The following is a 20454-nucleotide window of genomic DNA, read 5'->3' on the forward strand; positions in this document are numbered from 1 at the left end:
ATTTATAGGAAGATGATAGTGTAGTGGGTTGTCACTTTAGTGTAATTGCTAATCGTGGTTTGGTGATTTTTCCTCCCGCTCAAAATGTTATACTTTTTAGTTCTTTCAGAGGTAATATGACCACAATGACTTCATTTCCGGCATCGAAAGTACTTTGATCAAAATAGTTGCTCATCAGAAGAAACGAAAAAAAGCGTTCTACCCGGTTAAGTAGAGCGCCTTTTTTAATACCTATTTCTGCTTAATCCTCATCATGCTTGCGTTTCCGCTTAAAGCCAAACAATCCAGCAAGGGTGGCCAGAATACCCAACCCTGCAACTTCAGCTGCTTCAGATGATTGATTAGTTTCATTCGTCTGTGGTAACTGATTATTTGTCGTTTGCCCGTCAGCGTTTAACCCTGCAGTCGTGTCAGTATTACCAGAAACGTTGGTGTCGCCATTGGTATCAGTCGTAGTGTTAGACCCGTTGCCATCAGCACTAGCCGCATTTGTACTGGTTGTGAGGTCAGTCGCCTGACCTGCTTGACCAGTCGTGCCAGCCTGTCCGGCGGTGCCACTCGTGCCATTACCGGACTGGTTATCCGTCTTAGAAACTGCCGAAACGTGACCCGTTTGCTTCTTACCAGTTGTGCCAGTGTTACCAGCCGTGGTTGTCGTCACGTCTGACCCACTACCTGAGCCGCCTTTGCCAGAGGTTGCGTCCGACCCAGAATTAGTCGAACCACTCCCTGTGTTCCCAGTGTCAGTGCCGGTCGAACCAGAACCTGTTCCCGTAGCATCGGACCCTGAACCAGTTGAGCCACTATCAGTTCCAGTACTGCCACCCGTAGTTGGCGCATTTTGGGTGTAGTAGTAAACGATATCCGCATTCGTGACACCGTAGTAAGTGCCGTCAGCGTTTGTCGGCGTGCTTGTCAACGTGTAACCGCTGACTGTGGCTGCACTGCTGGTGTAAGCCGTGCCATATGCACCACTCAGCGTCGTATCAGGTGAAACGGGTGTTGTCGTGCCCGCAATGTAGTAGTGAACGGTGACACTTTCGGTATCGGGCGCATAAACATACGTCACGTCAGGTGTCCCTTCACTGTAGGTCCCGTCAGCGTTCGTTGGCGTTGCTGTCAACGTGTAGCCGGTAACCGTTGCCGGTTGCGTCGTGTAAGCCGTCCCGTAAGCGCCTTGTTCAGTGGTATCAGCGCTTAAGGTTTCGCCGTTCGCATCGACATAGTGAACAGTGACCGTTTCAGTATTAGCGGTATAAACGTAGGTAACATCCGGCGTTGTCACAGTATAGGTCCCGTCAGCGTTGGTTGGTGTCGTTGACAGTGTGTACCCCGTAATGGTCTTCGGTGCAGTGGTATAGCTGCCGCCAAAGCTCCCGTTCTTCGTGGTATCCGTACTGATCGTGTTGCCATCAGCATCGACGTAGTGGACCGTCACCGTTTCTGGATCCGCCGTGTAGACGTAGACAACATCAGGATTCGTGACGTCGTATGTCCCACTGGTCTTCTCAGTCATGCTGTTAAGCGTATAACCAGTAAGCGTTTTGGCAGTTGCCGCATAGTCCGTGCCATAATTGCCAGATAGCGTCGTTGAATCAGAAATGGTATTGCCGTTCGTATCTTCATAGCGAACAGTTACCGTCTCCGGATCAGCGGTGTACACATAGACCACATCTGGATTCGTGACAGTATATGTCCCACTGGTTTTCTCAGTCATACTGTTGAGGGTATAACCGGTAAGCGTCTTAGGTGTGGCGGCATAGCCCGTCCCATAATTACCAGTTAGGGTGGTTGCGTTTGAAATGGAATTGCCGTTCGTATCTTCATAGCGAACAGTTACCGTTTCAGGATCGGCGGTGTACACATAGACCACATCAGGGTTCGTGACATCAAAAGTGCCGCTTGTCTTCTCAGTGTAGCTATTCAGTGTGTACCCAGCGATGGTCGCTGGTGTTGCCGCATAATCCGTCCCGTAAGCACCCGTTAAGGTTGTTGGGTCAGAAATTGTCTTACCAGTCGTATCCTCATACCGGACCGTCACGGTTTCTGAATCGGCGGTATAGGTGTAAACGACATCCGCGTTCGATACGCCGTATGTTCCGGTCGCATTGGTTGGCGTCGACGTCAACGTGTAGCCGGCAATGGTCTTCGCTTGTGACTCGTACGAAGTGGCATAGTCACCCGTCAGGACTTCAGAATTAGCAATTGATTGCCCATCCGTATTTTGATAAACCACGGTGACCGTTTCAGGATCTGCGGTGTAAGTGTATACCACATCCGGTGTATCCACAGTGTAAGTCCCAGTTGTGTTGTCCGTTGAACTTGCCAACGTGTACCCTTCAATTGTCTTAGGTTCAGTTGTGTAGCTCCCGTTATAGACCCCTTCAACGGTTGTCGGATCAATAATGGACTGACCGTTACTATCTTCATACCGAACAGTCAACGTCTCTGGGTCTGCCGTGTAAACGTAAACCACGTCGGGGTTCGTTACACAAAAGCTACCACTTGTCTTTTCGGTATAACTGTTCAACGTATAGCCGGAAACAGTAGCCGCTTCAGCCGAATATGATTCATTATAATTTCCGTCTAAGGTCGTTGATGGCCAAATGGTCTTGCCCGTTGTGTCTTCATACCGAACAATGACAGTTTCTGGATCAGCACTGTAAACATAAACCACTTCGGTATCGGTCAACCCATAAGTCCCAGTGGCGTTCGTTGGCGTCGTGGTGAGCGTATAGCCTCAATCGTGGCCGGCGCCGTGGTGTAGGCACTGTTGTAAGCCCCGCTCTGAGTGGTACTTGCCTGAATGGACTGGTTGTTTTGGTCAACATATGAAATCGTCACCGTTTCAGTATTCGCTGTGTAAACGTAAACCACTTCAGGATTGGTCACGTCATAAGTGCCTGTGGCGTTCGCAGGTGTCGTCGTCAGCGTATAGCCATCGATCGGGAGCGGCGCCGTTTCGTAGTCACTCTTATACGCCCCGCTCTGAGTGGTACTTGGGTGAATGGTCTGGTTGTTTTGATCAACGTAGGAAACCGTAACCGTTTCGGTATCCGCTGTGTAGACATACGTCACAGCAGCGTTTGTCACGTCCAGCGTGCCCGTGGCGTTGCTTGGTGTCGTGGTCAACGTGTACCCTTCAACCGTTGCTGGATTTGTTTCATAGGGACTGCCGTAGTTCCCGGAAACCGTCTGATCAGGACTAATGGTCGTGTTGTTACTATCAACATAGTGCACAGTAACTGTTTCAGTGTCCGGACTGTAAACATAGGTCACATCAGCGTTATCAACTTGGTACGTTCCAGCGGCATTGGTTGGCGTGGTTGAGACGTGGTAGCCCGTAACCGTCGCAGGAGTTGTGGTATATGGTGTATTGTATGCGCCGGTCGACGTGGTATCGTCCGAAAGTGATACGCCATCCGCATCAACATAGTGCACAGTAACCGTTTCAGTATTTGCCGTGTACGTGTAAATGATGGCTGGCGTGTCCGTCGTAAAGATACCGGTTGCGTTGCTTGGTGTCGTCGCAACTGTGTACCCATCAAACGTTGGCGCTGAAGTCTCGTACGATTCGCCATATTTACCTGTTGCGGCACTATCGGGTTCAATCGAATCCGTCGTCCCCGCCAGATAATAATGAATCGTCGCTGTTTCATCATTGGCCGTGTAGTAGTAGATCACGTCAGCATTGTTCGTGCTCAACGTCCCAGTCGCATTGGCCGGTGTTGCAACCAGCGAGTAGCCAGTGACCGGTTCAGCCGAAGTGGTATATGGTGACCCATAATCACCACTCACCGTTTGGGAAGCGGCCAATGATTGAGTGGTCCCATCAACGTAGTAGTATACGTTAAATGTTTCAGTGTCAGCCGTGTACGTTACGGTCGTTGTCTGATCAGTCGGCGCAGTGGTCGAAGTCGTCGCCGTAAACGCTAGCCACGCTTGCTGTATACCCGGTCACGTCAGGCGTCGCAATAGCGTTAATGTCGCTATCAGCAACCAAGTGGTCGTGCCAGTCGTCGCATCCGTTGTGCCAGTCCAAGTGACCTGTTCACTCTGGGCAGCCGGTGTTGCATCACCCGCGCCGGAATAGTTGACTGTGTATGTCACATCAGTCGTTTGTGTGCTGTACCGCGGGCCAGTAACAACGTAGTAGGTTGAACCAACCACGCTGGTATCATCCGACCCCAGATTTTCAACCATGGTAATAGCTGTTGGGTCGGTGATCAAGGTTCCCGACGACACATCGTAGATTCCGAGCAGCACGCTGTTGGCATCATCTGGCATTGCCTGACCGACAGTCGCACCGGTAATGTCAGCGACTTTAGTGCCGCTGTAAACCGTCCCAGTCACATTGGTATAGCTGCCAAGTTCAGTCCCCTGAACGTAGTTGCCATCGGCGTCTTCCGTGGCTGAATACCAAGTATCAGTCAATGTATGAACCGCCTGCAAGGTCATCGTTTTATCCGTTGTCGTACCCAGTGCAACGGCATTCCCAGCAGCCAGTGTCCCACTACTGTAGGACTGAACAGCCGTCGTATATTGCCATGACTTCCCAGTTGTGATACCTGTTAATTGGTCTGAGTTGATCGTCAGGTTATACGAAACTGTGGTCGTTGCTTTGGATGCTAATGGGATGTTGGAAACTGAGAAACTGTCCGCAGTCGTTGGATCCGTAACCACAGCCCCATCCTTGTAGTACGTGACGGTCGCGCCGGTCACCGTGGCGCCAGTACTGGTCGTGACGGTGACTGGCCCAGTCAATAAGATCGACTGGGTATTTGTCGTTGGGTCAATCAGGCTGACGGTTGTGTTGCTGTCCGTCAACGCTGTGGTGGTCCCGTTATACAGAATCGTTTTCCCAGTGGCACTGTCTGTTGAAACGTTGATCGTCCCAGTCGAGACCTGAGCGGCTGAATCAGCAGAACCCTGAATGGAATCGTTGGTGTTAAAAGTTGCACTGGCGATGACTGTCCCCAAGATTTGATCAGAAGTGTTCGTGACGTTGTACAGGTTCCCCGCGTTCAGATCAGCGGTGACGCTGCCGAGCGTCGTCAACTGGTCGAACTTGGTGCCATTTGATGCCGTCCCTGATAATGTGGCACTCGGTTGCACAAAGATGGTGTTACTTGAGGCAATTGCCGCGCCAGCTGGGGCATCAGCATTGACTACGACCGGGATTGAAATCGACGAATTCTTCAGATAATTATCCAACCCTGAAATACTGATTACTTGTTGGTCACCCAAATTATCTAAATGCGTAATAGTCACAGCATCCGCGCTTGAAGCAATACCGCTCCCATTTGAATTGCCAACTAAGGATGCCGTAATCGTGTCATCTGACGCAAAGGATGTATATTCTGGAGCAATAACGACAACTGTAATTGGATTTGCCTTTTCGTACGCTTCAGCAGTTGCACCGGAATCGCTCACCATCAACCCAACGCCAGTCGAATATAGCGCGCTGTTGACGCTGTTGGCAATAACGGTGGCAGACAACGTTGCCGTATCACCGAGGTTATAATAATTAGTTCCCGCTGGTGTGTTGGAATTCACGATTGATAGGGCATCAGTCCCGTACCCACGGGTTGTCGGAACGGTCTTTGTCGTCACCTGACTGCCGTCCGTGAGCGTGTTTGTTGCGGTTGACGCCGCCGTAACAGTTGTGACACCACTCGTATTATAGGAAGTGAGCCCCACCGTTAATTGTGGTGTGTACTGCGTCGTGGTTACTGGCGTCGTCATTGCAGTATTTTCTTGAATCTGAACACTCGTGACGGGATCGGTATCGGTTCCAATAGAAGTGGCATAAGTCCCGGTTCCAGAAACATACGCAACTGTTTGCGTTGCCCCGCTCGCCGTAGTAAAGATAAACGAGATATCGTTTGAAAGGCCCATTTTAGCTAGATTGGCGTCAGACAGTCCAGAAACGGACTTAATGCCTACTGGCGCATCCGCGTTACTGCTCGTCACGTTCAGATCGGCGTTTAATGTGCCGCCATACGCGTAGCGTTTAATGTGCCGCCATACGCGTAGTTAGAGGAATCTAACACTGTCCAATTTAGCTGCGTACTCCCATTCGCACTGTCGTCAAACGTGCTCAGATCAGAGTTCGAGTTTGAATTAAAACTAAGCGTATCGATGGCTGAAACCGTCTGATTGGTATACTGCAATAACGTTGCCCGTGATGACGGGTTAGAATCCGTCACTGTCACCGTCGATCCATCGACGTTCCAAGTCATTGCCAAATTCGTCCCAGTATAAGTCGTGGTCGTAGTGGGCGTTGTAACGGCGGAAATCGACACTTTTAAATTCCCTGCTAAGCTCGACAGACTCGCAATCGTCATACCTTCCGGATAGGTGACCGTAATGGTATTGCCAGTTTGAGTCACTGTCATCCCCTTAGCGGTCAGCGAACTATCAAGTGACGCCGCGGTCACTTCGACCGTGGATGGCAAGTTGAAGGTTAAAGTCGACGGACTGCTCAATGTCGTAATATTGGAATTGGTCGGAATGGTTGAGTAATCACCAGGATAGCGGTTACCAGACAGATCGACCGTCCAGGTAATATCTTGAACAACTGTCCCGTTTTGAATCAGCCCGCCAGTAATGGTTGTCGAGCTACCAGCATTAAACAGGTTATAGCCAAGGTTAGCTGTTCCATTGTTTGCTGAGTATGTCTTATCCACAACCACTGTATTAGTGGCCACGGTCGAGCCATTCAAGGCCACCGTAACTGGAACGGCATCCTCAGCGTCGCCAGTCGCAAGTGTATTATTTGCGGTGTTATTAAAGGAATAGTAAATATTAAAACTAGCCGCCGAAACGTCACTGTTAAAGGTAACAGTCACTTGCGGTTCAGACACGTTGTTCACCGTAGTGCTACCCGTGGTAGTTGTCGCACCACTCACCGAGGCCACACTGTTAATGGTGAACCCATTTGACCCCATTGTGACCGTCAATACGTCGCCACTGTTAAAGGCGCCGCTCACGTTCACAACCGTCGTCCCGGTTGCCGTGGCAGTCGTGGTGTTGTAAATCACTGTTCCGGATTCATTCGCGGCCCCACCATTGATTGAAGTGCTGACCGCATCAATACTGGTTGCAGCGGGCGTAGCACTAGCCGCTAGGACCCGGGTGATCACAACCGGGGTAGTAGTGGCTTCAAGGCCAGTTACAGAGATCGACTCATCCGCGGCGGCAACAGTGGTGTCCCCGCTCACGTTATCGGCAACGCTGGCCGTTTCATCCGTGCTCAAGTCAGGGGTCACGGTGGCATCATCAGGTGTCGTAGCGGTTGTCCCACTCACGTCAGTTGCCGGAGTCGTCAACGTTGCATCACCGGTGGCTGTTGACCCCGTTGTGTCAGACGCACTAGTGGTGTCACTGCCATTGTTGCTGCTCGTTGTGTCTGTTACCGTACTATCACCATTTGATGACGTGTCGTCAGTGGTTGTTGCAGCTGAAGTGCTGTCATCAGTCGCAGTAGTGGTCTTGTTGGCGGTTTCACTTGAGCTGTCGTTGTTAGATGTCGATGTGCTGTCAGTGCTCGTGGCCGCAGTGGTGTCTGCATCACTCGTCGACGTACTATCAGCAGTCGTTGTCGTAGTGCTATCTGCGTCACTCGTATCCGTCGCCGTGTCAGTATCACTGGCTGTCGTATCCGAGCTGGTGTCAGACGTGTCACTCGTACTATTAGCGGTTGCATCGTTAGCCGAACTCGTGGTGTCACTTGCTGCACCCGAATTTGAATCAGCAGTTGTCGACGCTGCGTCAGCCGTGCTGTCAGTCAAAACAACGCTGTTCGCATCGGTCTCATCATCAGTGTTCGCTGCACCAGCAGTTGCGGCACCCGTAGTCGGTGTTGCAGATTCACTGATCTCATCATCCGCAAACGCGTGCTGCGTTGAGTTTAACGTTGCGGTCACCCCAAACGTCACGGTCGCGATTCCTGCGATCAACCACGTTTTACCTGCCTTGTAAAGGCGGTAGTGCTCCTTGCGGTCGCCTAAACTCCGCTGCAGCCGACGACGCTTCTTCTCGATTGTCTTCTTCATAGAACGTTCCTCCAATTGATGCCTGTTCACCAGTATGTTTGCTACTATTTCCTCGTTTAAGTTCCCCAAGATAAACGACACTATCGTCGGATGGCTTGTGATTAACTATAAACTGACAAGTCATTACTTATGGTGTATAAAAGAAAAATAGGACAAAACAACTTGTTTATACCGTTAAATATATCAATCTCTATACGCATGTTCAAGCAAGGTGCACTGTGGTTTTACCATCATGTATACAGATAAGGCCTTATTTGTTACTTAATATATTAAGATTTCAAAAAACACTTATTTCTTATTAGTAGATTGCATTTCCAAGCTAAAATTTTTACATTTTTAAACAAGTGTGTTAACAAACATATTATTTTATAAATTACGATTTGTTATCGCTATTTGATCCAAACCAAAAAGCACGTTGAGAGGTCTCTTTGATCTCTTAACGTGCTTTTTTATTCGTATGAGTGACTTAATGAACGCTTAGTTGTGTTTCCGCTTCAACCGGAAACCAAACAGTCCGGCTAATAGTGCAAATAGTCCCAACCCAGAAACTTCCGCAAGTTCACTGGCCGAGTCGTTTTCGTTCGTTTGTGGCAACTTGGTCGTCTTGGCCTCGGTTGCACTTGATTGACCTGGTTCAGTATTAGTGGTCGTCCCAGTAGTCAGAGAAGTGCTGTTACTGTCCACCGTTGCATTCGAACCGGCTGTTGCAGCACCATTAGTCCCCGATCCAGCGTTGGCTGAACCAGTCGTTCCAGTACTCTTCGCACCAGTAGTTCCAGAAGCGGCCGCAGTCGTTGTCGAAACGGTATCGCCACCACTTGTACCATTGTTGCCAGTAGTCGTGGCTGCTCCGGTCGTACCAGAGGTAGCGCCAGTCGAGCTGCTGGAAGTTGTTCCAGTACCATTACCAGTTGTTCTTCCAGTATCATTACTACTTGTCGTCCCAGTATCACCAGTCGTACTCCCAGTATCACTACCGGTTGTCGTACCAGTGAAGTACCAGTATTACCAGTCGTTGTACCGGTTGAAGTACCCGTGCCGGTTCCAGTATCACCACTTGTGCTACTGTTCAGCGTGTAGTAGTAAATAACAGCTGAATTGTCAGTCCCATAGGTGCCCGTTGCGTTTGCCGGTGTGGTCGTCAGCGTGTACCCAGAAACCGTCGCAGCAGTGCTCGTGTACGCTGTCCCGTACGCACCAGTCAGCGTGGCGTCTGGGGCAACTGACGTGGTCGTCCCGTCAAGGTAGTAGTGAACGGCCACCGTTTCTTGATCTGGCGTGTAGGTCACCGTTGCCGTTTGGGCAGTCGGCGCCGTTGTCGATGTCGTTGGCACATCGCTGAAGGCAGTCGCCGAATCAGCGGTATAACCGGTGATTGTTGGTGTTGTCACGGTTACCGGTGCATCCGCCGTCCACGTATAGGTGTCGGTCGTGGGATCAAGTGTCCCTGTCCAAGTCACGTTATTAACAGTAGCCGCAGGGGTTGCATCACCAGCACCAGTATAGTTCACAGTGTATGACACTGTAGTCGTTTCAGTAGCCGGTGCCGTCACAACGTAATACGTCGTCCCTGCTACTTACCCGTCAGCCGTTTCGTTTTCGACCATGGTCAGTGCAGTCGGGTCAGTGACCATCGTGCCAGCGGACTCATCGTAGTAGCCCACGACCACGTCACCATTTGACGCCGTATCACCAACGGCCAAATTCGTCACGTTCGATGCGCTATAGGTTGTGCCCGTTGTCCCAGCATACGTGCCGACCTCTTCGCCAGCCACATAGTTGCCATCCGAATCCTGGGTTGCAAGATACCAGATATCCGTCAAGTTGTGAACGGCCTGCAAATTCATCGTCGTATCTGTCTCGGTGCCAAGTGCTGTCGCGTCGCCGGCTGCCAGTGTCCCATCGCTGTAAAATTGCACAGCCGTCGTGTATGGCCACTGAATCCCAGTCGTTGTCCCTGCCAAAACGGTGCTATCCACCGTCATCGGGTAGGAGATCGTGACGGTCTCGCCTGTTGAAACAGGTAAATTAGTGACCGTAAAGCTTGCGGCCTGAGTCGGATCCGTTGTTGTGGTCCCTGTCGACGTGTCATACGTAATGGTTGCGGTTGTGATCGTGCTGCCATCACTGGACGTAATCGTTGGTGCGCCAGTCAACGAAATGACCTGCGTGCCATCACTGGCCAAATTGACCGTGGTCGAACTGCCCGTCACGTCAGCATCTGAGCCGTTGTACAACATTGTTTTACCAGTGGCCGTGTCATCATCGGCGTTGATTGTCCCAGTTGTGAGCTGGGCCGCTGCGTCAGCAGATCCCTGAACGGCATCACTCGCCGCAACCGTTTGACTGGCTTCAACGGTTCCGATTATCTGGTCAGGCGTGTCCGTGACGTTGTACAGGTTCCCGGCTGCGTAATCGGCTTCAACACTGCCCAAACTGGTCAGGGTCGTGCCGTCAACACTGATGAGCGCGCTGCTTGGCTCAACGAACACGGTGTCGCTTGATGCAATTGTGGTGCCCGCCGTTGCGTCCGCGTCAACGGTCAATGGAATCGTAATTTGACTGTCAGCAAGATAGTTATCCAGGCCTGAAATAGCGATGGCTTCTTGGCCGTCATAATCGGCTAAATGCGTGATCGTGATTTTATCGGCACTGGTGGCGATACTGCCGCCAGCGTTAGCGTTCATGAGGGCATCGACAATGTCAGCATCACTGGCAAGTGTCGTGTTCTCGGGCGCAATGACGACAACCGTGAGCGGATTAGCGGCCTCGAAAGCTTGAGCAGCTGCCCCAGAATCAGACAGCATGACACCGGCACTCGTGGTCGATAAATTAGCGTACGCGGCATAGTCCACGTCCAGTGAATTTGAAACGACATTCACGTTCAGGTCATATCCCGTTGACCCGCCTGGGGTGTAAATACTGTCACCTGATGGGGTCCAGGAGTTCACGACTGCAACGCCGTTATCACTGTAGTCGCGTGACGTTGTGACGGGTGTGCCAGCAACAGCAGTGCCGTCTGACTCAACGTTAGTCGTTGTGCTCGTCGCAGTCAGCGTTGTTGGCGCCAGTTGTCCCATACGTTGTGATGGCAACGGTCAGCGGCGTAATATTAGCCGTTGACGCCGCTAGCGTGGTATTCGCCGCATTTTCTGTCAGTTCAACGCTCACAACAGGGTCAGTGGCACTCCCCAGATCAGTGGTATAGGTGTCGGTCCCAGAAGTATAGGTTTGGGTATCCGTTGTGCCGTCTGCCGTTGTAAAGGTCAAGGAAACGTCCGTGTCCAACCCCATATCAGCTAAGTTCGAATCAGTCAAACCGGAAACGGTTTTGACGCCCACGGCCGTGTCGCTGTTGCTGCTGGCAAGAGTCAGGGTTGCGTCCAGTGTGCCACCGTAGTCGTAATTTGACGTGTCCGCAACAGTCCATTGATATTGGTCGCTGCCGGCGTCTCCAGCATCCGTAAAGGTGGTCAGATCAGTGTTAGCCGTTGAAACATACCCAATGCTGCTCGTTGAAGAAACCGCTGAATCAACGTAGGCCAAGGCATCGCCATCATCATTGGTACTGTTGTCGGTCACAGCAACCGTCGTGCCATCAACGTTCCAATTCATCGCAATGCTTGGGGCGGCATAAGTCGTTGCCGTTGTGGGGGCCGTGACAGCAGATAAGGAAACGTTTAAGTCCCCTTCAAGGTTGGCAACGTCAGCCATCGTCATTCCGGCAGGATAAGTGACAGTGATTGTATTATCGGTGGTGCTAACCGTCAATCCAGCATCGGTTAAGGTGCTAGCGAGACTGGCAGTGTCCACCTGTACCGTATCAGGCACTGTGAACACCAAGGTTGATCCGGCATCCGTGGTCGTGATGGTCGACCCCGTTGGAATCGTGGAGTAGTCGCCCGGATACGTGTTGCCAGACAGGTCCAGTGCCCAGGTGATGTCACTCGTGGCTGTCCCATCGCTCACTGTTCCGGCGGTCACTTTGGAATCACCGGTATTAAACAGGTTGTAGGACAGACTCGTGGCGTCGCCGTCATTTGCGGTATAAGATTTTTCCACCGTTAAATTATCAGAATCAGCTGCGACAGTTGCCCCGTCAGCGTTCGTCACTGTGAGCGTTACGGGAACCGTATCGGTTGCATCCCCCGTTGCCAGCGTGCTCGTGTCATCGCCGTTATTATCACTATTGAAACCAAAGTACACGTCAAAACTCGTGCTTGCAACGGTGCTATCAAACGAAATGGTCACAACTGGTTCCGTTGTGCCATCGACCGTTTCAGTCGTGTCCGATTCACTCGCCCCATCAACATCGCTCATGCTGGTGTATGAAAGCGAATTTGTACCCACGTTGATGGTTAATGTTTCGCCAGCAGTAAAGGAACCCGTGACGGTCAGATCAACGGCGCTGTCATTGCTGGCGGTATCACTGTTGTAGGTAACCGTCCCAGTTTCGTCTGAACCGCCACCATTAATGGAGACGGACAACCCATTGGCATTGCTCGTATCAGCGGTGGTGTACGCGGCCGCTACCTGCATTTTAAACTGCGTGTCAGTGGTGGCAGCAGTCGTTGTTGGTAAGGTGTCATTTGTTGTTTGAACCGTTGTATCGGCGGCCAGGTCAGACGTGATGTCGGCCGTTGTGGCTGCATCAGTGTTCGCTGTTGCCGTTGCATTATCTGTGGTCGTTCCGGTGGTTAAACCAGCATCGTCTGCTGAAGCATCGGTGATCGACGCATCCGTTGTGCCAGTGCCATCACTACTTGTTGATGTACTGGTTGTGTCAGTGGTTGATGCAGCGGCACTTGTGGCAGTCTTAGCAGCCGCCTTTGTTGTCGTTGCCTTTTTTGTTGCGCTCGTAGCAGCACTGTCGGCAGTTGATCCAGTTGAAGATGTTGAATCAGCCGAGGTCGAGTTATTGGTTGTTGAATTACTGTCAGAAGTCGTAGTGGCTGCCGTCGAACTACTATCTGAAGCGGTAGTTGACGAAGTGCTGTCCGCATTCGTTGACGCTGTGTTGGAAGCGTCCGTATCAGTAGTGGCTGTGTCACTTGACGCGTTGCTGGACGAGGTACTGTCAGCGGTGGTTGCACTGCTGCTGGTCGATGAAGCGGCAGTCTTCAGCGCTACACTTGATGCAGTCGAACTGGTTGATGACGTACTGTCACTACTTGCGGTTGTGGCATCTGCTAAAACTGGGTGCGCTGTGTGCACAGCTGTGGTCACACCAAACGTCACCGTTGCAATCCCCGCAATGAGCCACGTCTTGCCTGCCTTGTACAGTTTGTAGTGTATTTTCCGGTCACTGAGGCCTTGTTGTAACTGACGATGTTGCTGATTATTCTTTTCCATAGTAATGCTCCTCCAGAAAACCTGCATTTTCACCAGACCGTTTTATATTTTTGTCGGTTAAATTCCCCAAGATAACCGTTTTGTTTAATGGTCGCACTAGGCATAAGCCATTGGTAATCGTTCTAACACTTATGATTACGTTAACAAAAAATAATATAAAATAGCTTGCTTATAGGGTTTAATATAGCAACATCAATTGTATTATTCAAGAGGTTAAATTGTTAAAGGGTGGGTTATAAAACGTTTTCAAATTGAATTTGTACCATAGAATACAGATTTAACCTAATTGATGCCATCTTAATAATTTTTTTATAAAATCTCGTTGAGTGTTATGCACCGAAAAAGGGCAAAAAAATCACCCGTTACTGATTGGGTGATTTAGTCAAAATCGTTTGTCTTCCTTATTAAAAGCTATTTTTAATTTTTAGTAACAAGAACACCCATCCTGCCGGTCATCGAAAGAAATTTGGTAGTTCAAGGCCGTTTCCTCAAAAATCGGGTGTGGCTTTTGATAAAAATACCCTTGCCGCAGTGGGATGTTAATGGTATTCAGAATTTGCTCGTCTTCAGGTGTTTCGATCCCTTCCACGACCAATCTCAGGGCATAGAGATCAGCAACACCTTTCCATTCTCGCAATTTTTCGGGAATGAGTGCCGCCCGCCCCTCCTGCCGAAAGTTTTGCATCGCAAATTTGATTTCCGTGGTAAATGCAAGCAACGGCCGAATCTGGTTAAGCTGGTTTTCACCAGTGCCAACGTCATCCAAGCTCAGCTGAACACCGCCGCTCGCAAGTAATTCGGCTGACCGCAGGATTGCGTTTCGCGCGTGCGGTGCCAGTAAGACCTGTTCCGTCAATTCAGCAACCAGCTGGGTGCCCCTAAACTCTTGATGAAACATGATCAGTGACCGGATAATGTGAATATTCGTAAACTGTGCGCGATTGAGATTGATGGCAATCGTGCATGAGACCCCTAATGTCTTGATGGCATCTCGAAGAAGGTCCAATTGTGTATCAATGGAAATTGACTCAAAATTCTCTGGTAGACGCCAGTGACCGTCTTGGTCTTGGCGAATCAGCGTTTCAAACCCAACTACTGCGTGTGACAGCTGGTTGATCTGAGGCTGAACAAAATAGCGATACATCAAAAACCCTCCCCTCGTTAGATTGTGTTGTGTGTTCACCACCAATGCCCCTTAACACAGGTGGTTGTTATTCAATTAAAGCATCACTAGGTTATGTAAATACGGACCCATCTGGTGCCGAGTCAACTGTAAACTACCACTGACCCACTGGATCATCACACCGGTTGCCGCATACACGAGATACGATAGCTTGGCAATTGACACCGTACTGATTGGATATTGTTTTGCAATGCCCTTGAGTGATTTTGTGGCCTTGTCTGCAAGTGCCGTGATCAGTTGCCTGCCTTCTGCAGTTTTACATACTAAACGCAGTAGTTCGCGATGCGTATCGCTGTAGGCAAGAAGCGATGAAATGGTTTTCTTAACGCTCACTGGTCCATCTTCCGACTCAGTCTGGGCTGTCTGCATCAATGCCTGTTTAATTGTCGTAAAAATGACATCATTCAACTGACGAACGCTTGAGAAACGCGCATTAAACGCTTCAATCGGCACCTCAGCCACAGTGACGACTTCTTGTGGCGTAATCGTTTCTAATGTGTGACTTTCCAAAAGTGTCAGCAGTGCCAATTCCAGCGTTAATCTCGTTTCATCTTTATCATCAGTCATGACATCATCGCTCCTTTCAATCAAATCGCCATCTACAGAAATGCTAACCGTCATAATACCGCTAAAAAGACGCCCTAATCCCCTTTTTAACGCTATCAGTACATACCACATATACGTCAAGGTGTGAATACGCTTTTACAACTTCATCTTATCGAATCCGAGCGCATGTATCAAGGTACAAAACTGGTATAAAGTGTATATTCTGCAACATAATCATCAATAAGTGTGGCACCGCTATTTTTGATCAGGTATTAGTAAAGTCCCAATACCATGATGGGTTAAACGTTTGCAACAATCCTACACTTTCAACGGTGATTGTTGTTTGGCATTAACCTGATTATGGCTCATAACGTACTGCACTCAGCAATGCAGACAAGACCTGGGCGCGATCAAGATCAAGTTGCCCATATAGCCAATGGTAAAGTATACCGGCCATCCCATGCACACTCATAATGATCAACACATTCGCCTCAGTGTCACTCTGCCGCACGTGAGCGCGCAACCGCCAGAGTTTAATCCCATTTTGAATAATGGCTAATAGTTGCACGTTACCTTCTGGAGTCCGGAAAAAAAGGCGCAAAAGTTCCTGGTTGGCTGTTAAATAATCGATCATCGTCGTCAGTGACTCGGCAAGACCAGCCTTGGTTAGGCCAGTCTCACGGTCCATACGCGACGAAATGTTCGTATTAATATCCGTTGTCACGAGTTGTTTGAGCTCGTACACACTCGTGAAGTAGTTATAAAAGGTATTGCGACTGATCTGAGCCTCATCCGAAATCTCCCGAACGGTGATTTTTTCAACGGGTGCGTCACAAAGCAGTCTTAAAAAAGCGACTTCAATTGTTTGTTTCGTTTTTTGCCTTTGACTTGTCACTGTAATTCCCCCCTGGGAACGTGGTTTAGCAATAACCGCAATTCTCCCCAGATTTGCAGTTATTGCTGTTGTTTTCATTAAGAAACATCGGTATTATAACAATTTCAATAACGGTCGTAGTTGCTTATACAGTACCATAATTTAAGCTGCCGAGAACACTATTTTACCTGTCAAACAATTAAATGAGTCACTTTATACTTTTTGCATGATTCTGGTAAACTATTGGTCCCGTTATCGACCACTAAAAAGCTAAGCAGGTCTTCATCACTGCTTAGCTTTTTAGTCTTTAATTTTAAACAGCCTATTTAAACTTAATCTCCGGCATCTGGCACAGCTTCCTAAAGAGATCCTGTTCCGTAATATCTAGCATCCCGCTGGCCCAGTCCTGCCAAATGCCAATGATGCCGTGGATCCGATAGGTCATCTCTGAAATATAACGCATGTCATCGCCTGGCAACTTATCAATTTGCATGCGCATGTCGATGCACTCATGCGCATAGTCATAAATTAAGCTTCGACCATCATTGGAACGCACCAGATAAGCATACGCCCGCTTGTGGTCAGCGACATAGGTCACAATTTTTTCAACCTCATCCGCAAAGGCTCGCCGACCCGTCTCATCATCCATAGCAGGTACCGCTGGAATTTGGTCCATCCGAATATGATCAATGTACTCTTTAAAAACGAGTTCCCGCAGTGCTGCTATGCTTTTAAAGTGGCGGTAAAACGTTGCTCGGTTCACATTGGCATTCTGTGATACCCGAGAAATCGTCACTTTGTTGATATCTTGTTTCTCTGCCAAGGTGAGCAAAAAAGATTCCTTTATGGCCTCTTCACTCTTAATAACGCGCCGATCAAGTCCCATCACTTTGTTCCTCCGATTACATTCAATACTTATCCAGCTTTAAACCGACAATCTTTTTAAACCATCAGCAACAGCTACCATCACGTGTTTACTCTCCAGTTAACAGGGAAGGCAGCGCTAAGTTAAACTCTTGATTCAGTCTCGCTATGGTTAATCAGGCTATATTTAATCATTATGTTGATAAATCGTTAATAACAAATCACTTATGACAGTTTATGACGTTTGATACACGTCAATTCCGAACATTCCGTCAAACATGACATAAAATATCACGTTATAACATACACCAATTTACCTTGAGATGGTAGGCTTTCACCCAAAATAATGATAATGAATTTGTTTACGAAACATAATAATCTTTAAACTGTCGCATAATCTGTACAACAGTTCCAACACATCCGTATAAATATAATTATTATGGCATTTATTAATCAATACCAATCGTTCTCAACCTGCAGAACCGATACTTGTCATCTCTGCAGTAATTTAATCTGCAACACACTGTCTCATTTCGTCCCTCAATTATACCATTGTTCCCCCTTATTACCGCATAAAATATTCGGTTAATGCCCGCCGTTAACAGCGTTGTATGCGTTTTTTTTAAAGTTTCTTTACCACTTAAAATTGTGGAGGCATCAAAGTGGCAAATAGGCGCGTATTCGCTTACCAAATCGCAAATCAATGACACCACAAAAAAGGCTGACGACAATAATGCCAGCCTTCATTTATTCTATCTTATTTTCTATGCTTTGCAGAGCGCTGAAGCCGCATTGCATTTAAAATTGCAATCAGCGTCACCCCAACGTCCGCAAACACAGCTCCCACATGCCAGCTAAGCCAATCGCACCAGCAATCAAAAATGCAATCTTCACGCTCAATGCAAAGATGATGTTCTCCCAAACAATCACCTTTGAGGCTGATCATCCATGATGACAACGTCAGCCGCTTCAATGGCCGCGTCAGAACCAAGGCCACCCATGGCGATACCGACATCCGCCCGTGCTAACACCGGTGTATCATTGATACCGTCACCCACAAAGGCCACCTTACCATTCTTAGCATGAGCCGCAGTCGTCAACTGGTCCACAATGCCGACCTTCTGTTCCGGCAACAAGCCTGCCGCAACGTTAGTGACACCGATTTCGGTTCCGATTGCGTCTGCGACTGGTTCACTGTCGCCAGTCAGCATCCATGTCTCGTTAACGCCGTGCTTTTTCAAGTCCGCAATCGCAGTCTGTGCATCCGGTTTCGGTTGATCTGCTACCGTAATGGCCCCAGCGTATACGCCGTCTAAGGCCACATATACTACAGTCTCAACCGTTTGTAGCTCGGAAACAGCGATGCCGTTTGCGTCAAGGGCTTTCGCATTTCCAACCACCACCTGCACCCCATTGATCAGTGCTGCGACGCCATGGCCAGCCGTTTCAGTCGACTGTGTGACCCGGTAGGTCGTTTTATCTACTGGAAACGCACTAACGATAGACTGTGCGATTGGGTGGGTCGACTGCTGTTCCGCGGCGGCCGTATACCCGGTCAACTTTGCTTCGCTGACCCCTGATACTGGCAACACTTGGCTCACTTCGAACTGGCCCTTTGTGAGCGTGCCCGTTTTATCAAACGCGACGACCGACACCTGATTTAAGACTTCCAGGAAGTTACTGCCTTTAACCAAGATGCCGTTTCGCGACGCCGCACTGACGCCACCGAAGAAACTCAGCGGCACAGAGATCACCAACGCACACGGACAACTGATCACCAGAAAGACCAACGCACGGTTGATCCAAGTCGACCAATCCCCCATGCCCACAAACGGTGGTATAATAGCCAACATGACGGCCAGGCCGACCACGACTGGCGTGTAGATCTTTGCAAACCGTTTGATAAACCGTTCCGTGGTCGTTTTCTTGCTGCTGGCGTTTTGAACCAGGTCCAGGATTCGCGCAATTGTCGAGTTTTCATATGGTTTTGTCACCCGCACATCAACTGTGGTACTCTGGTTGATGGACCCGCTTAAAATGGTGTCACCGCGTTGAAGTTCCCGCGGCATTGACTCACCCGTCAGCGCTGACGTATCAACAAGGGTGCTGCTGGTCAGTAATTCACCATCCAGCGGCACGCGTTCGCCGGCCCGAACCACGATGATGTCGCCTGGAACCACGGTTTCGGGTTTGACCGTTTCAGTCGTGTCGCCCCGGCGGACGGTCGCGGTGGTTGCTTTCACCTTAAGCAGCGATGAAATGGAACTTTTCGATCGACTTATGGCGGCGTCTTCAAACAGCTCACCGATTTCAAAGAACAGCATCACGGCAACGGCTTCAGGATACTGCTGTAAGAGCAGCGCCCCAACGGTAGCCACCGTCATCAAAAAGTTTTCGTCAAACAGCTCACCGGCGCCGATATTTTTCACTGAATCGAACAGCACCGGATGGCCGATCACTAAGTAAGCCAGCACGAAGGCAGCAATTTTAAGCGGTGATGCTGGTAACAGGACCGCAATGATCATTAAGAGAATCGTGACCATGATCATTGTGACTCGTCGTTTATCCTTAAACAAACTACGAATTATTGGGTTGTTTTGTCTCGTTGCAAGACTATTTTTCATCAAACTCACCTCATTCATATTTATGTATGCGCATATGTTAATATGTATTATAAAGCCTTTTCACCAAAATTTCAACCCATCACGGAGGTTTACGCACTATTATGGAAGATTCACAACACCTAGAACTCGTTACGCACTTAAAAGATCACCTCGTCCCAACAGCTGAACTGGAGGATCTGGTCAGCCTTTTCAAATCGCTGGGCGACCTCACCCGTCTGCGAATCATCCTCGCGCTGGCACAAACAACGCTAAGTGTATCGGAATTAACCGACATTTTGGGGATGAGTCAGTCAACCATTTCTCACCAACTGGGGTTGCTTAAACAGATGAACCTGGTTAAAGGCACGCGTTCGGGGAAGAACATTCACTATCGATTGGCGGATGAGCATATTTTGACGATCGTTCAGACGGTTAAGGACCATGTTGAGGAGCAGAAGAAGTAAAAATAGGATATATTTTTACATTTCTATGCTGTTTGCAGCGCTTAGTTATGGTTTACCGCAATTGTATTCGGAAGACTATCAGCGGATTGCCCTATTTTTGGGTGGTGGCTGATTTTTTTGTTTGGGTTGGATATTTTGAGGTATGTTTTCGATGTTAGATGATCGTTCGTTGCATTCTGCGGTTTGATACGCCGTGTTGTGCTCGGGATGTGTTCTCTTATTATAATTCAGCAAAATACAGGACTAGTGCGACTACTACCTTTGTTCACAAGCAGTGGTTTGATTTTACTCGGTGGGCATTGCCACGTGGTTCTTCTGTTATATTGCGGAAACGTGTTCAGCAAGACAGAGGGCTACTGCGTAAGCAACTCTGGCCAAAAGTCAGTTGTTCTATTCTACTGATTGGTGCTGGCTATGCGCTCCCTTGTTACATTGCGGAAACGTGTTCAGCACGGGGCTAACGTGTAAGGGACTCTGGCTAAAAGTCAGGCCCGGACTTTAGCCAGAGTCC

General features: G+C 49.1%; 13 protein-coding genes and 1 pseudogene. 1 reads left to right on the forward strand and 13 read right to left on the reverse strand.

The window, feature by feature from the left end; translation table 11 throughout:
- Nucleotides 1-241: 241 nt before the first annotated feature.
- From JCM11969_RS05700 to JCM11969_RS05760, 13 genes and pseudogenes are all read right to left on the reverse strand, one after another.
- Complete coding sequence (locus tag JCM11969_RS05700; RefSeq protein ID WP_054709277.1) at nt 242-2692, reverse strand: MucBP domain-containing protein; 2451 nt, start codon at nt 2690-2692, stop codon at nt 242-244.
- Between the two features lie 30 nt (nt 2693-2722).
- Nucleotides 2723-3951: pseudogene (locus JCM11969_RS05705) on the reverse strand (MucBP domain-containing protein); the annotation flags it as partial.
- Between the two features lie 6 nt (nt 3952-3957).
- Nucleotides 3958-5973: a beta strand repeat-containing protein gene (locus tag JCM11969_RS05710; RefSeq protein WP_054709283.1), complete on the reverse strand. Its 2016-nt coding sequence runs from the start codon at nt 5971-5973 to the stop codon at nt 3958-3960.
- A 14-nt stretch (nt 5974-5987) separates the two neighbouring features.
- Entirely contained in the window at nt 5988-8057 is a 2070-nt protein-coding gene (locus JCM11969_RS05715) for a KxYKxGKxW signal peptide domain-containing protein (RefSeq protein WP_054709286.1), read from the reverse strand.
- A gap of 477 nt (nt 8058-8534) precedes the next feature.
- Nucleotides 8535-8741, reverse strand: a complete 207-nt coding sequence (locus JCM11969_RS05720) for a hypothetical protein (protein WP_054709288.1) — start codon at nt 8739-8741, stop codon at nt 8535-8537.
- Complete coding sequence (locus JCM11969_RS18290; RefSeq protein ID WP_054709290.1) at nt 8717-9610, reverse strand: MucBP domain-containing protein; 894 nt, start codon at nt 9608-9610, stop codon at nt 8717-8719. The genes JCM11969_RS05720 and JCM11969_RS18290 overlap by 25 nt, the downstream gene beginning before the upstream one ends.
- 24 nt (nt 9611-9634) lie before the next feature.
- A complete protein-coding gene (locus JCM11969_RS05730; protein WP_156319271.1) occupies nt 9635-11152 on the reverse strand; it encodes a hypothetical protein in 1518 nt (505 codons plus the stop codon).
- Nucleotides 11088-13409, reverse strand: a complete 2322-nt coding sequence (locus JCM11969_RS05735; protein ID WP_054709294.1) for a KxYKxGKxW signal peptide domain-containing protein — start codon at nt 13407-13409, stop codon at nt 11088-11090. The genes JCM11969_RS05730 and JCM11969_RS05735 overlap by 65 nt, the downstream gene beginning before the upstream one ends.
- A gap of 424 nt (nt 13410-13833) precedes the next feature.
- Complete coding sequence (locus JCM11969_RS05740) at nt 13834-14553, reverse strand: EAL domain-containing protein (protein ID WP_054709296.1); 720 nt, start codon at nt 14551-14553, stop codon at nt 13834-13836.
- Between the two features lie 75 nt (nt 14554-14628).
- A complete protein-coding gene (locus JCM11969_RS05745; protein ID WP_065900822.1) occupies nt 14629-15159 on the reverse strand; it encodes a hypothetical protein in 531 nt (176 codons plus the stop codon).
- A 337-nt stretch (nt 15160-15496) separates the two neighbouring features.
- Nucleotides 15497-16033 carry a TetR/AcrR family transcriptional regulator gene (locus JCM11969_RS05750; RefSeq protein ID WP_054709300.1) on the reverse strand — a complete coding sequence of 179 codons (537 nt, stop codon included), beginning with the start codon at nt 16031-16033 and terminating at the stop codon, nt 15497-15499.
- A 301-nt stretch (nt 16034-16334) separates the two neighbouring features.
- Nucleotides 16335-16898, reverse strand: a complete 564-nt coding sequence (locus JCM11969_RS05755) for a TetR/AcrR family transcriptional regulator (protein ID WP_054709302.1) — start codon at nt 16896-16898, stop codon at nt 16335-16337.
- 904 nt (nt 16899-17802) lie between these two features.
- On the reverse strand, nt 17803-19500 hold the full coding sequence (locus JCM11969_RS05760; protein WP_225353149.1) for a heavy metal translocating P-type ATPase: 1698 nt from the start codon (nt 19498-19500) through the stop codon (nt 17803-17805).
- A 101-nt stretch (nt 19501-19601) separates the two neighbouring features.
- On the opposite strand from JCM11969_RS05760, the gene JCM11969_RS05765 reads away from it, so the two are divergent.
- Nucleotides 19602-19943: an ArsR/SmtB family transcription factor gene (locus JCM11969_RS05765; RefSeq protein ID WP_054709304.1), complete on the forward strand. Its 342-nt coding sequence runs from the start codon at nt 19602-19604 to the stop codon at nt 19941-19943.
- The last annotated feature ends 511 nt before the right edge of the window (nt 19944-20454 follow it).

The organism is Secundilactobacillus paracollinoides DSM 15502 = JCM 11969 (genome assembly GCF_001311135.1).
GTDB classification, from domain to species: domain Bacteria; phylum Bacillota; class Bacilli; order Lactobacillales; family Lactobacillaceae; genus Secundilactobacillus; species Secundilactobacillus paracollinoides.